The following is a 15,293-nucleotide window of genomic DNA, read 5'->3' as shown; positions in this document are numbered from 1 at the left end:
GCATTATGCTTTGCAACAGGAAACACAGCAAAGGTATTTGGATTAAACACAGGAATAATAGAAGAAGGAAGAGAAGCAGACTTCGTAATAATGGACACACCAATGGGATCAATAGGAGAAGATAGCTTAAAAGCATTAGAAGCAGGAGACCTACCAGGAATCTCAGTGGTAGTAATAGATGGAGAAGTGATGTTTACAAAGAGTAAAAATACACCACCTGCAGCTACTCCAGCTGTTGTGTGTTAATTTAGAAAGGGGAAAAGCTACTAATGATCAAAGTAATTCTAGATAAGTGTAAAGGTTGTTCTATTTGTGTAAAAAACTGTCCTTTAGATGCAATAGAAGTAAAAGATAAAAAAGCTTACACTAATGATAAATGTGTATCTTGTGGAATATGCGCTAGAGTATGTCCTTTTAAAGCTATTGAAAGAACAGAAGAACAAGCACCTAATACTATAAAATGTACTCACTGTCCTGTTAACTGTTCAATTCCAGTTGGAAGCACAGGAGCTTGTAAGAGATACACTAATGTAGGTGGAGAAATAGTAAGAAACAGAAAGCTTGTTGTTGACGCAGTTACTGAAGTACCAGAAAGTGCTACATTACCATATAAGCCACTTATAACAGCTGTAGGTAGCGGTACAAGCTATCCATGCTGCCGTCCAGCTCCATTTATTGTTCAAGACAGCGTAAATGGTGTAGATGTTGTAACAGTTGTTACAGAAGCACCACTAAGCTACAGTGGAGTAAAAGTGAAGATAGATACAAACATGCACATTGGAGATGAAGGTGCAAAGGTAAAAAGAGACGGTAAAGTTGTAGGTATGGTAACAACTGAAGAGTATGGTTCAAAAATGCTTACTATCGGTGGAGCAAACCTACTAAGTAACGGAAATGATGGGTTTGTAGTTGCTAGAACAGTAGTAGACTTAGCTAATGGACGAAGAGTAACATTAAAGATTGAAAATGGAAGTACTGTTGAAGTTCAACAAGGAGAAGCTCCTATCATCGATGGTGCAAAAGAAAAGCTAATGAGAGTAGGTTGTGGTAGCGCTACAATCGGAATGTTTGCAAGATATCTATGTAAAGTTGTAGATGAAGCTATAATTCTTGACTACCATGTAATAGGATTACTTTCAGAGCACTTTGCAGGTGCTGAAGTAGGAATGACATATAGCGGTGTAGTTCCTTACGGAGTTAAGAGTACTAGAGGAAGATATTTCGGTAATCATGGACATGGCTGGGGTGGAACAGAAATCATAAACCCAGTTGATGCAGTAACATCAGTAGATATGAATATTGCAAAGCCAGGATTTAAGGTTTTAGTAACTGAAACTACTGGACAAAAAGCAGCATTATTAGAAGTTCAAGCTGATGGTAGCGTAAAAGAAATAGCAATGACTGAAGAAATTCTTGCCACAGTTAAGCTTATCTCAGATACATGTGAAGAATCTAAGGTTTCTGTTATATACACTGGTGGTACTGGTGGAAGTGCTAGAGCAGGTGTTACAACATTACCTAGAAAATTAACAGATGCAATTCATAACGAAGAAATTCGTATGACAATAGCAGGAGCACCAGCATTCGTACTTCCAGGAGGAGGAATCAACTTCATGGTTGACGCAGGTAAGATGGTTCCAGAAGCAACTACTTGGGTACCAACTCCAGCAACAGTTGCTCCGGTTGAATATACTATGACAAGAGATAAATATGAGGAGCTTGGAGGACATACAGGACATATTATCACTAAAGATGAGCTTCTAAAAAGATTAGAAACAGAGGCATAATTATGATTCAGCAGCTTCCAGATAAAAGGGTATTTATAGACCATGGCCCGATTCAAATGGTAATAGATGCATGTATCGAAGATGAACGAGTATCTGAGCTAGGAATGAAAACAGCACAGCACGTATTAAACCAATTTGAGCAGCTAGTTGAGTATTTACCTCAACTTAAAAAAATGAGAACTTATACACATAGGAGTGATGAGTTTCCGGAAGTATTAAATAAAATGATAACGGCGGTTGAAAAGAGCGGATATCAAGAACTTAATACTCTAGGTGCAGTAGCAGGATCGTTTTCTGATACTGCACTAGAAAAAGCAATAGAACTGGGCGGAACAAGAGTAATTATTAACAATGGAGGAGATTTAGCTCTAAAGGATATAACCGGAAAACCAATAAAGGTGGGTATACCTTTATACGATGATCCTAGTAAAGGTCAGGTTGTGTTGACTATCACTAAAGAGTTAAATATCCACGGAATATGTACGAGCGGAACTGGCGGAAGAAGTTTTACAAAGGGCATAGCTACTGCTGCAGTGGCATTGGCGCCAAATGCAGCTACAGCAGATGCATGTGCCACATACCTCGGAAATATAACTAATGTTGATGATGAAAACATAGTTCGGTGTTTAGCTGAAGAAATAGATTCGGGAACAGATATACCTGGACAGCTGGTGACGTTAAAAGTAGGGCAAATAAGTGAAACTAACAAATACAAGGCATTATTTAACGGATTAAACGCAGCCGAGGATTTGTATAAAAAAGGTATAATCAAAGGTGCGGTTATATGTATCGGCAGTGATATAGTAAAGTGTCCGGAAGATTTAGATGTTAAATTTGTATAAAATTATAGATTGAAATCGAATATGAACAAAATAGAACGTTCATGCGATGAAGATTTTGAGAAAACTATTAGGCTTATCAACTAAAAAATCTTAAAATTTGTAAACTCGCTACGCTCAGACATGATGGAGCTACAGAAATCTATGATTTCGTTGTTACTCCTTAATCAGCGTAAGCTGAGTTTCATAAGTATCTTAACAGATTTTTTAGTTTCTTTCGCCTAGTTTTCTTAACAAAATCTCATAAGCATTTTCTTATCTATTTTATTCATATTCAAAAATAGATGTAATTATAAATTTTATTCTAAGGAGGCTATATAAATGGACGTTAAAATCAGAAAGTATTACACATTTGTAGAAGAAATAAAAGCTGATGGTGGAAAAGAAGTAGATGGCAGCCACAAAAGAGTATCAATCGCAGTAGTATTTGAAAACCCATATGCAGGAAAATACGTAGAAGATTTATCCCCATTATCAGACTGGAGTGCATCAATTACACCAGAGCTAGTTGAAAAAGCATTAAAAGCAGCTGGAATCGATAAAAGCGAAGCAGAAAGCTATGGTAAAGCAGCTATAGTTGGAGGAAATGGAGAGCTTGAGCATGGAGCAGCTTTACTTCACCCAACACTAGGAAAGCCATTTAGAGAAGGATTAGGCGGAGGAAAGTCAATAATCCCTTCAGCTAAGAAAATGGGTTACCCAGGCTGTGCAATAGATGTACCACTACACTACAAAGATGCAGCATTCGTAAGAACTCACTTCGATGCAATGGAAGTAAGAGTACCAGATGCTCCAAGAGACAATGAGTTAGTGTTAATATTATCAGTAACAAACTGTGGAAGACCACATCCAAGAGTAGGTGGACTTCAAAAAGAAGAAGCTAAGTGTGAAGACGGTTTAAGATAGTTAAATAAAGAGATAATTTATTGATATAAAAAGCTTGATGGATGGTGACGACTATCTATCAAGCTTTTTATCTTCTAAAATAGAAATGTGATATTATCAATAAAGTAAACGTTATCAAAATGTAATAAATTAATTGACATATATATTCTGAAAATATATAATATTCTTAAGTAATTAATAACACCAGTGGAGAAATTAAAACCACAACAATTATGTAACTAAACAAAATACGCAATAATTTGATAAAAACGTCTTAAACCTATACTAATTAATAACATGATGAGAATAAATAACGGGGTGGAGAGTATGGAGAAAATTGTTAAGAAAGATCAAGAGTATATTAAGCAGAGCAATAAGAGCATGGTTCTTAATATTATTAAAATAGATGGTCCAATATCTAGAGCAGATATTGGAAAAATAACGGGAATGAGCCCTACTTCTGTCAGTAGAATTGCTGCTAGCTTGATTGAACAGGGGTTAGTAAAAGAGACTGAGCTGTATTCTAATGGAGTGGGAAGAAAAGCTATTTTACTCGATATAGATATGGAGTCTGTAATGACTATTGGAGTATACCTTAATAAAAATATAACTATGATTGGGATTGTTAACTTTGGAGGAGAAGTTCTATTTTATGAAAAAACTAAATTAGATACAAAAAATGAGCCCGAGCTAGTAATCAAAAAGCTTTGTGATAAAATAGAAAATCTTTTGACTAAAAGTGGTGTAGATATAAATAGGATAGTAGGTGTAGGAGTAGGGTTACCTGGAATTATAGATGCTCATAATGGTGTAGTAGTTTTTTCAGCTCAATTAGGATGGAAAAATGTAAATGTAATTAAGGAAATAGAAAAAAACTTAGGATTAAAGGCAGTTGTTGATAATGATGTTAAACTGAAGGCACTAGGAGAAAGCTTATATGGTAGTGCAAAAAATTCAAAGAGCACTGCTTTAATAAGCATAGGAAGTGGTGTAGGATCAGCCCTTATAATTAATGGTGAAATTTTCCGAGGAGAAACTAATATTGCAGGTGAGATAGGTCATATAACATTAGATCCGAACGGAATGTTCTGCGATTGTGGAAGAAGAGGGTGTTTGCAAACATTTATTGTAGAGGACAGGCTCTTATTAGAGGCTAATAATATAAGGCCAACTGAGACTGTAAAAGAGATAATAGTAGCGGCAGATAATAGCGAAGATTGGGCTATAAATATTTTAGATAGAGTTGCTACATATATTTGTATAGCTATTAACAATACAGTCTGTATGTATAACCCTGATTCAATAATATTAGCAGGAAAGCTGATTGAAGAAAATCCAGGGATAATACCATTCATTGAGAAAAAGAATAACGCTAGTACATGGGAACCACTTAGAGGAAATTACAAGATTGTATATTCTCAATTGGAGCAAAAAACAGACATAATTGGAGGAGCAACACTAGCCTCAAAAACTTTTTTAGATTTATAAAAATTTTATATGGAGGTGATGTAAGTAGTAAAGAAAATATGTTTTTATGTTAACAAATTTACTTATTTCAAATCAAGGGGGAATATAGTCATGAAAAAAACAAGAATTTTATCTCTATTTCTTGTAGTTGCAATGTTTGCTACTGTTATGCTTTCAGGATGCAGCAATAACAGTGGTGATAGTAATACTGTTACAACTGAAGATGGAAAAGAAAAGGTTACTATTAAGTTTTGGCATGTGTGGAAAGGTGAAGAAGCAGATATGTTGCAGGAAGTTATTGACGACTTTAACGCGACCAATGACCATATTTTTGTAGAATCACTTGGTGGGACTGATACACAGAAGCAGTTAACAGCAATCACAGGTGGTAATCCTCCTGATATTGGATATTTGCTAGATATTAATATACCTCAATTAGCAAGTGTAGGTTCTATATCTGAATTGGACCCATACATAGAAAAATTTGGCATGGATAAGGAAAATGTTCTTTCAGAAATGTGGAACATAGGTAATTATGAAGGAAAACAATATGGTATTCCTTATACAGTAGATACTTACATGCTATTTTATAATAAAGACCTTTTTGAAGAAGCAGGACTTGATGGTCCACCTAAGACAACAAGTGAGTTAATAGAATACTCTCAAAAATTAACTAAGAAAGATGATAATGGTGATTATACTCAAGTTGGCTATATTTCTGATTATCCTTGGGTTGATCAAATGCTATGGGCTTTTGTGTTTGGTTCTGACTTCTATGATTTTGAAAATGATAAGGTTACATGCGATAATCAAACCAATATTGATGCCTTGAAATTTAAACTTAAGAGCTATGAGGCACCATATGAACCAGAAAAAATCAAAAGATTCAAAAGCGGATTTGGTAAATACATGTCACCTAATAACCCATTTTTCCAAAATCAATTGGCTATGGATATAGAGGGTGAATATTATACAAGTTTTGTTAACAGATATGCTAGTGATTTAAACTATGGAGTAGCACCAGTTCCATATCCTGATGGACATCCGGAGCTTGCAAATGGAGGACTATTACAAGGTGGAATGCTTTACATACCTGAGAATAGCAAGCACAAAGAAGAAGCTTTTGAATTTATTAATTATTTAAAGTCTGATGATGCTTATATCAAGTTCTGTGCAGGCAAAGGTTCTATGCCAACTACTTTCTCAGCTCTCAACGATAAGAGATTTGTAGAAGCAGCCCCTGAACTTGCACCGTTTATAGAAGTTTTAAATAATGGTACTTCTAAAGCTATGGCTGCGGTACCGTTTGCTAGAGAATATCTAAATGAATTAAAGCTTCAAGAAGAAAAGGCTTATAACTTTGAAGTAACTCCTGAAGAAGCTATGAAAGCAGTTGTTGATAAGATACAACCGTTAGCTGATGAGTGGGCTAAAAAGAAAAATAAATAGATGTAAATTTTAAGAGAAAAAATAGATATTAATAAGGATATAATCCTAGCAAAAAAGACTTTTTAGACTTTTGCTAGGATTATATCGCTATAGCAATGAAAGGGGGATACAATGAAAAATAGAACTAGAAGTAAGAATTTCTCAGTAGAAAAAAGTCAGAAAAAACTGGCAGCAATATTCATTGCACCGTGGATTATTGGTTTTTTAGTATTCAGTTTATATCCTATAATTTCAGTTATATATTATAGTTTTACAAAATATAACCTGTTTGAAGCTCCTAAGTTTATTGGATTAGATAATTTTTATACTATGTTTAAAAATAAAGAATTCTATCAGTCTCTCGCTAACACACTTTACTATGTTATCTTTGGTGTGGGGCTACAATTGTTTTTATCTTTGATAACAGCTCTTCTTTTAAATATGAAAGTAAAGGGAAGAAGTCTATTTAGATCAATTTACTTTTTACCATCAATCATGCCACCTGTAGCAGCATCTCTTCTTTGGGTATGGCTATTAAACCCCAAATATGGATTGGTAAATATGGCTTTAAGAATTTTTAATCTTCCAGAACCTTTATGGTTAATTTCTGCTGAATGGGCAAAGCCAGCTGTAATTTTAATGTCGCTATGGGGTATAGGAAGTACTATGGTCATCTATTTGGCTGGACTAGGAGATATTCCAACTGTATATTATGAAGCTGTAGAAATCGATGGCGGTGGTATGTGGACAAAATTTAGACATGTTACCTGGCCTATGCTTACTCCCATAACATTGTTTCAGCTTATAAGTGGAATTATCGGAGGATTTAATGTGTTTACACAATCATATATAATAAATGCAGCTTCTGAAAATGGATCATTAGGTGGGCTCAACAACTCTTTATTGTTTTATGCGGTAAACATATATCAAGAAGGTTTTACATATTTAAGGTTTGGATACGCTAGTGCACTTGCCCTTGTATTGCTGATTATCGTATTGATTGTGACGTTGATTGTACTAAAAAGTTCTAAAAAATGGGTATATTACGGGGGTGACAAATAACTATGGTTATATCTAAGAAGAAGAAAGTTTTTCAGTACTTACTTTTAGTGGTCGTAGGTATATTTTTCTTTTTTCCGTTTGTATGGCTAGTAAGTACTTCATTAAAAACAGATGCTCAGATATTCACATTTCCACCAAAATGGATACCAGATCCAGTTATGTGGAGTAACTATAAAGATGCATTAAATGCAATACCTTTCATGCATTATGTATGGAATACTGTGAAAATTGTTTTCTTTGCAGTACTAGGAAATCTTATATCAGCACCTGCCATAGGATATGCTTTTGCTAAATTGCATTGGAGAGGGAGAGATAAGTTATTTGTGCTGGTTCTTGCAACTATGATGCTTCCTTTTCAAATTACTATGATTCCGCTTTATAGCATGTATGTTAAGCTAGACTGGATAAATAGTTACTTGCCATTAGTTGTTCCAGATTTCTTTGGCAAAGCATATTTTATTTTCTTGATGAGACAATTTTTCCGTTCTATACCAGAGGAACTATCAGAAGCAGCGAGAATTGAAGGTGCTTCTGAGTTTAGGATATTTTGGAATATAATACTTCCTTTAGCTAAACCAGCTATTGTGACAGTAGGTTTGTTTGCCTTTATATGGTCGTGGACAGACTTCCTTGGTCCACTGATCTATCTGACAGATAGTACTAAGTGGACAATCTCTATAGGGCTGACTCAATTTACTACGTCTCATGGATTAGATTGGAAGCTTTTAATGGCTGGTTCTACAATGTTTATGCTACCAATGGCGATAATTTTCTTTTTTATGCAAAGGGTATTTATAGAGGGAATTAACATGTCGGGACTTAAGCAATAGTTTACGTATGATCGACATGAAAATTTAAATTGAATATAAATAAAATAGAATGTTCATGCCATCAAGATTTTGAGAAAGCTATAGGCTCATAAACTTAAAAAGCTTATAAGCGTTCTCTTATCTATTTTATTCATATTCACGTATATTTTTAAATTTGAATTGGATATGTATAATTAGTGTCCGGGATAAATAGGGGGATTAATATGAACAAGTATCAAACAGCATCACGTCAAGTTCATCTTGACTTTCATACAAGTGAAAAAATACAAGGAATAGCTGAAGCGTTTGATGCAGAAGAATTTGCTTTAACCTTAGAGCAAGCTAAGGTTAATTCAATAACATGTTTTGCTAGATGTCATCATGGATGGTTATATTATGATTCAAAGCTTTTCCCAGAAAGAATACATCCTAATTTGAAGAATAAAAATTTACTTAAAGAGCAAATAGAAGCTTGTCGTAAACGAGGTATAAAAGTACCCATTTATATAACTGTTCAGTGGGATAATTATACTGCTGAACATAATCCTGAATGGCTGGCAATGGATCAAAATGGAAATTTTATTGAGACTTTCCCGTGTAATCCGGGGTTCTATAGGGCGTTGTGTCTAAATACGGGTTATAGAGATTTCTTAAAAGAACAGACTAGAGAAGTATTAGAAATGTTTCACCCAGTGGATGGACTGTTTTTTGACATTGTTTTTCCTGTGGATTGTAATTGTCATATTTGTAAAAGTAATATGGATAAATTAGGTTTTGATTCTTCAAATAAAAAAGAGAGGTTTAAATATTCTCAATTACTAATGGATGAATTCAAGTGTGATATGACTGACTTCATACGAAGTTATAATAAAAACTGCGGCATATTTTATAACACATCCCATGTAGGGACAGCTCAAAGAAAGGCTATAGACTGTTATTCTCATTTTGAGTTAGAATCCTTGCCTAGTGGAGGATGGGGCTATATGCACTTTCCGATAACTGCTAGATATGCTCGCAACTTTGGATTAAACTGTGTTGGAATGACGGGTAAATTTCACACATATTGGGGAGATTTTCATTCTTTTAAAAATAAAGCTGCTTTAGAGTTTGAGTGCTTTAATATGCTAGCATTAAATGCTAAATGTTCAATTGGGGATCAGTTAGATCCAAATGGAAAAATATCAAAACCAGTTTATGAGCTTATAGGCTCTGTATACTCACAAGTAAAAAAGAAGGAACCGTGGTGTATAGATGCTAAGGCAGTAACTGATATAGGGGTGTTTACACCAGAAGAGTTTTACGAAGCGGGCAATACAAGACTGTCTCCTGCAATGATAGGTGTTACTAGAATGCTGCAGGAGGCAGGACATCAATTTGATGTTATTGATTCTTCTGATAATTTTTATAAATATAAGGTATTGATATTACCTGATAATATTTGTGTAGAAACTAAATTTGCAAATAAACTTAAAGGTTACATAAATAGTGGTGGCAGGGTAATTGCGTCATTTGAATCAGGGCTTGAATTAAGTAAAAGCAGATTTGCTATAGATCTCTTTGGAGTAGAATATAAGGGGAAAGCGCCATATAGTCCTGATTTCATTGTTCCCCAAAATGAAATAGGATATGGGCTTTATAACACAGAATATGTGATGTATTTACAAGGTTTAGAGGTTAAGCCGATTCAGGAATCTGAAGTTTTAGCGTATGTAAATATTCCATATTTTAATCGTACTGAAGAGCACTACTGTTCTCATCAGCATACGCCTTCATCAGGTAAGATTGGTTATCCTGGAATTATTAAGAATGGTGAGGCGATATATTTTGCACACCCTATATTTACGCAGTACAGTAAAAATGGATCGGGATGGTGTAAAAGACTGTTTTTAAATGCTTTGAAAATGCTATTGCCCGAACCATTAGTTAGACATAATGGACCAAGCACAATGATTGCTACACTTAATGAGCAGGCAAAGGAGAAGCGATGGATATTGCATTTGCTTCATTATATTCCTGAAAAAAGGTGTGAAGATATTCATGTAATAGAGGATGTTATACCTTTATATAATATTGATATTTCAATGAGGACTTCTTCAAAGGTTAAGAAATTATCGATTGTGCCCGATATGGAAGAGCTTAAGTTTAATATGAGAAACGAAAGGCTGCTATTTACCTTACCTAAATTAAATGGACACAGTATGATTTCTATAGAGTTTGAGGATGCGGAATAGGGGGTAATTTTTTGAATGGTAAAATACTTATAGAGATATGCGTAGATTCTCTACAATCAGCTATATCTGCTGAAAAAGGAGGAGCTGATAGAATAGAGCTCTGTGACAATCTCATTGCAGGGGGTACTACTCCTAGTGCAGCAACTATTGAATTATCTAGGAAATACTTAAATATAGACATAAATGTAATAATTCGTCCTAGAAGTGGTGACTTTTGTTACTCTGAGCTTGAATTTGAAGTTATTAAAAGAGATATTGAAATTGCTAAAAGCTATGGTGTAAATGGTATAGTTACAGGTGCATTGAAGCCTAATGGAGAAATAGATGTAGAAATGATGAAGGAAATAGTTCAGTTAGCAAGACCACTTACTGTTACATTTCATAGGGCTTTTGATATGACTAGAAATCCTTTTGAAGCTCTGGATACGTTGGTTGATATTGGTGTTGACAGAGTTTTAACTTCAGGTCAAGAGAGTAAAGCTGTATGTGGTGTAGAGTTGATTAAGCAATTAGTACAAAAAGCTCAAGATAATATAATAATCATGCCAGGAGCAGGGATTAATGAGATGAATGTAAAGAATATAGCAGATGCTACAGGGGTAAAAGAAATACATATGTCTGCAAAAGAAAAAGTAGACAGTGCCATGGAATATAGAAATGACAAAGTAGCTATGGGAGGGAATTTGGTAATATCTGAATATGACAATTATTTTACTAGCGAAAAAGCGGTAAGGACTGTAGTAGATATTTTACGTTAAAAATATACTTAAATACAGATTATTCTAATATTAGCTTAGTCATCGGAGGGATACAATGAGAAACATAGCATGCTTTGATGTAGGAGGTACCTTTGTAAAATATGGATTACTAAAGGAGAATGGAAATATTATATTCAAATCTAAATTTCCTTCACCTACAGAAAATTGCAAAAAAAATATACCTTTTAAAATTGTAGAACAAATAGAGAGAATGTCAAATAAATATAGTATTGATTCTGTAGGAATAAGTACTACTGGAAAAGTAGATAGTAAAAATGGAGAAATTATTTTTTCGAGTGATAATCTCCCGGATTATACTGGTGCAAAACTATCTAGAGATATAGAAAAACTTACTGGGTTAGATTGCTCTGTTGAAAATGATGTAAATGCTGCAGCTCTTGGAGAAAGCTGGAAAGGAGCCGGGAAAAATGTAGATACTTTTGTATGCATTACTTTTGGAACGGGTATAGGTGGTGCTATAATAATGGACGGAGAGTTATATAAGGGTATCAAAAATGGTGCAGGAGAAATAGGACATATGATTATTAATGAAGGTGGAGAAAGATGTAGCTGTGGAGGAAGTGGATGCTATGAAAGATATGCATCTACAGCTGCTTTAGTGAGACAGTATGAATCATTAGCAAAACTCCCAAGAGGAAGCGTGAATGGAAAGATTATATTTGACAAAGTAAAAAATGGAGATGAATTAGCTTTAGATATATATAATAAATTTTTAAGTCATATAGTAACGGGCTTAGTTAATATTACGCACCTACTAGATCCAGGTCTTATTGTTGTTGGAGGAGGAATCTCTGAAGTAGGTAGCCCGTTTTTTCGGAGACTAAATGAAATGTTTGCCAAAAAAGTAATGCCTTCTTATGGAGAGCATACTGAAATAGTACAAGCTGATCTAGGAAATGATGCAGGTCTTGTAGGTGCATGCTATATTGCATTGAGCAAATTGGGCTGTAATAAGTTATAGAAATAATAGAATGAAATGAGGTGTGCTTAATGACTTGGGGAATAATAGCTACTTGGAGAATGGCTTTAGAAGGAGTAGTTGAGGCCCAGAAATTATTGGAGGATGCTCAATCATCATTGGATGCTGTTGAAACTGCAGTAAAGATGGTAGAGGATTGTCCCGAATATAGATCTGTAGGTTATGGCGGACTGCCAAATGAGGACTGTCACGTTGAGCTTGATGCAGCCTTTATGGATGGAGATACTCTTTCTATAGGTGCTATAGGGGGTATTAGGGACTATAAAAATCCTATATCAATTGCTAGGAAGCTTATGGATGAGAAATATAATGTATTTCTTGTAGGCTCTGGAGCTGAAGAATACGCACATAAAATGGGTTTTGAAAGAATAAATATGCTTACAGAGTACTCAAGAAAAGAGTGGGAAAGGAAGAAAAAAGAAAATCAAATAAAGAAACTGAATCCATATGATGGACATGATACTGTGGGGATAGTAGGATTAGACAAGAGTGGAAAAGTATCAGTTGCTACATCTACAAGCGGACTTTTCATGAAAAAGCATGGAAGAGTTGGAGATTCTCCTCTATCAGGATCTGGATTTTATGCAGATAGTACGATTGGAGCAGCAAGTGCTACTGGTCTAGGAGAAGATATAATGAAAGGATGTATATCCTATGAAATAGTACGACTTATGGGTGAAGGATGTCATCCTCAAGAAGCTGCAGAAAAGGCTGTGAATTCTTTGAATAAAAAGCTTATTGATAAAAGGGGAGAAGCAGGAGATATATCTGTTGTATGCATGAATAATAAAGGCGAATGGGGAGTAGGAACAAATATCAGCAAATTTTCCTTTGTTGTAGCTACTGAAAGTCTAGAGCCTACTGTATACATTGCATCATTTTCTAATGGCAGAACTACATATGTTAAAGCCACTCAGGACTGGATTGATACTCATACAGAGTGACAATTATAATCTAATATTAAAAGGGGTTGATATGCATGGATATCAAATTAGTTAAATCTTTAGATTGCTCTTATGATACGAGAGTTTTAGGGTTTTATGAAAATGAGTTTCGTAGAATCGAGGACAATGCTATTCAAGACATGATTTCCCATCTTGCAAAGACTGGAGAGTTTAAAGGAGAATTTGGAAAGATTGAGTCTTTTAAGCTGGCAAGAGAGGAAAAACCCAATAAAATAATTCTTGCTGGTCTTGGTAAAAAGGACGAATTAAATGCAGAGAAATTGAGAAAGACAGTCGCTAAATCAATAAAAGAAGGAAATAGAATGAAATCAAACTCAATATTACTAGAACCTATGGGAGTAAGCAAAGACATCAATCTAGAAACTAGCACGAGAATACTGGCAGAAATTCCTCTGTTGGCTGATTATAAGTTTGATAATTATCAAAAAGAGAAAAAAACTTCTACAGTTAAAGAAGTAAATATACTGTGCAATATCCAGGAAAATCTTGCAATTATGGAAGCTGCATGTCATGAAGGAAGAGTACTGGCTAAAGAAACTGTATTTGCTAGAGAACTAGTAAATGAGCCGGCAAATGTGTTACTTCCTATTGAACTTGCAAATAGAGCAAAAGATGCAGGAGACAAATATGGCTTCGAAGTCGAGGTGTTTGATGAAGATAAAATAAAAGAGCTTGGAATGGAAGCGTATATATCTGTTGCAAAGGCTTCTGATAATCCTCCAAGATTTATAGTTATGAGATATTTTGGAGATGATGAAAATAAAGATGATATACTTGGAATTGCAGGTAAGGGACTAACTTATGATAGTGGAGGACTATGTATAAAAAGTCCAAAAGGAATGCTTAATATGAGAGCGGACATGGGTGGGGCTGCAGCCGTAATAGGTACTATGGCTTCTATTGCTCAGCTTAAGATTAAAGCAAATGTAGTAGGAGTAATTGCAGCTTGTGAAAATATGATATCTGGTAAGGGATATAGAACTGGAGATATAATTGGATCTATGGCTGGAAAGACAATATTTGTAGGAAGTACTGATGCAGAAGGTAGACTTACGCTTATTGATGCAGTTCACTATCTGATTGAAAAAGAAAAAGTCAATAAAGTGCTTGATATAGCTACACTTACTGGAGCTGCAGGAGTTGCTCTAGGTGGAGTTGCAACTCCTGTATTATCAAATAATGAAGAGTTCTTTAGTAAATTACAAGAAGCCTCTGATATTACAGGAGAAAAAATATGGAGAATGCCATGCTTTGAAGAATATAAAGAACTGCTAAAATCTAATGTAGCAGATCTTACAAATTCTGCGGGACATCCTGGTACAATAACAGCAGGTATGTTTATTGGAGAATTTGTTCAAGATAAGCCTTGGATACACATGGATATTGCTGCAACTTCATGGGCTGATAAGGCTTCTGATTATAGTACAGAAGGCGGTACAGGAGTAGGAGTTAGGATTTTGTACTATCTTGCTAAAAATCATATTAATTAAAAATTATTTAAAAAATGGTAGGAGTAGTCCTACCATTTTTTGATTAACAGTAGAAAAAATTATAATTATCCATATATTGCATAATTGAAATAGTGGTTTCAGTTATGCAATATATTGTAAATGAGATTAATAGAGTTTTACAGCAATTTTTGACAAATAGCATTACAATGTTGAAATGCTGGATATAATATATATGCTAAATTAATTAAGTAAACACGCAAAAACGCTTGATAGTAGTTTGTTAAAATTATGGCATGGAATATGCAGACATTCTTAGTATAAGAATATATTACATAAAAATAAAAGGAGGTTACTCTAATGTCAGTTTTAGCTATAAAAAACATAGGTATCTTAGTTACAGGAGATGTAAAGAATCCTGTATCGAAGGCAAATACAATCATAGTAGAAGATGGCAAGATAAAAAAAGTAGGAGACGAAAGCCTCTTAAAAGAATTTGCATGTGACAAAGTAATAGACGCAAAAGGAACAACAGTAGCACCAGGATTTATAGATTCACACGTACATCCTGTGTTAGGTGACTTTACACCAAGACAAAACACAATAGGATTTAT

Annotated in this window: 13 protein-coding genes and 1 pseudogene; all 14 read left to right on the top strand. The window is 34.6% G+C overall.

The window, feature by feature from the left end; all coding sequences use genetic code 11:
- On the top strand, positions 1–246 hold a 246-nt coding region (locus HNR33_RS22460), incomplete at its 5' end, for an amidohydrolase family protein (RefSeq protein ID WP_429088227.1).
- 23 nt (positions 247–269) lie between these two features.
- Positions 270–1,787, top strand: a complete 1,518-nt coding sequence (locus tag HNR33_RS22455) for a DUF362 domain-containing protein (RefSeq protein ID WP_429088225.1) — start codon at positions 270–272, stop codon at positions 1,785–1,787.
- 2 nt (positions 1,788–1,789) lie between these two features.
- A complete protein-coding gene (locus HNR33_RS22450; RefSeq protein ID WP_429088223.1) occupies positions 1,790–2,629 on the top strand; it encodes a UPF0280 family protein in 840 nt (279 codons plus the stop codon).
- 318 nt (positions 2,630–2,947) lie between these two features.
- A complete protein-coding gene (locus tag HNR33_RS22445) occupies positions 2,948–3,532 on the top strand; it encodes an amino acid synthesis family protein (protein ID WP_429088221.1) in 585 nt (194 codons plus the stop codon).
- A 306-nt stretch (positions 3,533–3,838) separates the two neighbouring features.
- A complete protein-coding gene (locus tag HNR33_RS22440) occupies positions 3,839–4,999 on the top strand; it encodes an ROK family transcriptional regulator (protein WP_429088218.1) in 1,161 nt (386 codons plus the stop codon).
- A gap of 90 nt (positions 5,000–5,089) precedes the next feature.
- The gene (locus HNR33_RS22435; protein WP_429088215.1) at positions 5,090–6,427 is read left to right on the top strand and encodes an ABC transporter substrate-binding protein; all 1,338 of its coding nucleotides are present in this window, start codon (positions 5,090–5,092) and stop codon (positions 6,425–6,427) included.
- 111 nt (positions 6,428–6,538) lie between these two features.
- Complete coding sequence (locus HNR33_RS22430) at positions 6,539–7,468, top strand: carbohydrate ABC transporter permease (protein ID WP_429088213.1); 930 nt, start codon at positions 6,539–6,541, stop codon at positions 7,466–7,468.
- A 2-nt stretch (positions 7,469–7,470) separates the two neighbouring features.
- Positions 7,471–8,298: a carbohydrate ABC transporter permease gene (locus tag HNR33_RS22425; RefSeq protein WP_429088210.1), complete on the top strand. Its 828-nt coding sequence runs from the start codon at positions 7,471–7,473 to the stop codon at positions 8,296–8,298.
- 203 nt (positions 8,299–8,501) lie between these two features.
- Positions 8,502–10,508 carry an alpha-amylase family protein gene (locus HNR33_RS22420; RefSeq protein WP_429088207.1) on the top strand — a complete coding sequence of 669 codons (2,007 nt, stop codon included), beginning with the start codon at positions 8,502–8,504 and terminating at the stop codon, positions 10,506–10,508.
- Positions 10,509–10,519: 11 nt separating this feature from the next.
- A complete protein-coding gene (locus HNR33_RS22415; RefSeq protein WP_429088204.1) occupies positions 10,520–11,266 on the top strand; it encodes a copper homeostasis protein CutC in 747 nt (248 codons plus the stop codon).
- Positions 11,267–11,321: 55 nt separating this feature from the next.
- Complete coding sequence (locus HNR33_RS22410) at positions 11,322–12,248, top strand: ROK family protein (protein ID WP_429088202.1); 927 nt, start codon at positions 11,322–11,324, stop codon at positions 12,246–12,248.
- 29 nt (positions 12,249–12,277) lie between these two features.
- The gene (locus HNR33_RS22405) at positions 12,278–13,210 is read left to right on the top strand and encodes a glycosylasparaginase (RefSeq protein ID WP_429088199.1); all 933 of its coding nucleotides are present in this window, start codon (positions 12,278–12,280) and stop codon (positions 13,208–13,210) included.
- A gap of 35 nt (positions 13,211–13,245) precedes the next feature.
- Positions 13,246–14,721, top strand: a complete 1,476-nt coding sequence (locus HNR33_RS22400; RefSeq protein WP_429088196.1) for a leucyl aminopeptidase — start codon at positions 13,246–13,248, stop codon at positions 14,719–14,721.
- Positions 14,722–15,039: 318 nt separating this feature from the next.
- A pseudogene (locus HNR33_RS22395) lies at positions 15,040–15,293 on the top strand (hypothetical protein); the annotation flags it as partial.

The organism is Brassicibacter mesophilus (assembly GCF_050433385.1).
GTDB classification, from domain to species: domain Bacteria; phylum Bacillota; class Clostridia; order Tissierellales; family Proteiniboraceae; genus Brassicibacter; species Brassicibacter mesophilus.
The sequence above is the reverse complement of the archived record's forward strand: the minus strand, read 5'-3'. Positions and strand labels throughout refer to the sequence as shown.

What these genes read in the sequence shown, in the direction of transcription:
- HNR33_RS22455 (WP_429088225.1), top strand. Translation starts at nt 270, where the DNA reads ATGATCAAAGTAATTCTAGATAAGTGTAAAGGTTGTTCTATTTGTGTA.
- HNR33_RS22435 (WP_429088215.1), top strand. Translation starts at nt 5,090, where the DNA reads ATGAAAAAAACAAGAATTTTATCTCTATTTCTTGTAGTTGCAATGTTT.
- HNR33_RS22430 (WP_429088213.1), top strand. Translation starts at nt 6,539, where the DNA reads ATGAAAAATAGAACTAGAAGTAAGAATTTCTCAGTAGAAAAAAGTCAG.
- HNR33_RS22440 (WP_429088218.1), top strand. Translation starts at nt 3,839, where the DNA reads ATGGAGAAAATTGTTAAGAAAGATCAAGAGTATATTAAGCAGAGCAAT.
- HNR33_RS22410 (WP_429088202.1), top strand. Translation starts at nt 11,322, where the DNA reads ATGAGAAACATAGCATGCTTTGATGTAGGAGGTACCTTTGTAAAATAT.
- HNR33_RS22420 (WP_429088207.1), top strand. Translation starts at nt 8,502, where the DNA reads ATGAACAAGTATCAAACAGCATCACGTCAAGTTCATCTTGACTTTCAT.
- HNR33_RS22400 (WP_429088196.1), top strand. Translation starts at nt 13,246, where the DNA reads ATGGATATCAAATTAGTTAAATCTTTAGATTGCTCTTATGATACGAGA.
- HNR33_RS22405 (WP_429088199.1), top strand. Translation starts at nt 12,278, where the DNA reads ATGACTTGGGGAATAATAGCTACTTGGAGAATGGCTTTAGAAGGAGTA.
- HNR33_RS22450 (WP_429088223.1), top strand. Translation starts at nt 1,790, where the DNA reads ATGATTCAGCAGCTTCCAGATAAAAGGGTATTTATAGACCATGGCCCG.
- HNR33_RS22425 (WP_429088210.1), top strand. Translation starts at nt 7,471, where the DNA reads ATGGTTATATCTAAGAAGAAGAAAGTTTTTCAGTACTTACTTTTAGTG.
- HNR33_RS22445 (WP_429088221.1), top strand. Translation starts at nt 2,948, where the DNA reads ATGGACGTTAAAATCAGAAAGTATTACACATTTGTAGAAGAAATAAAA.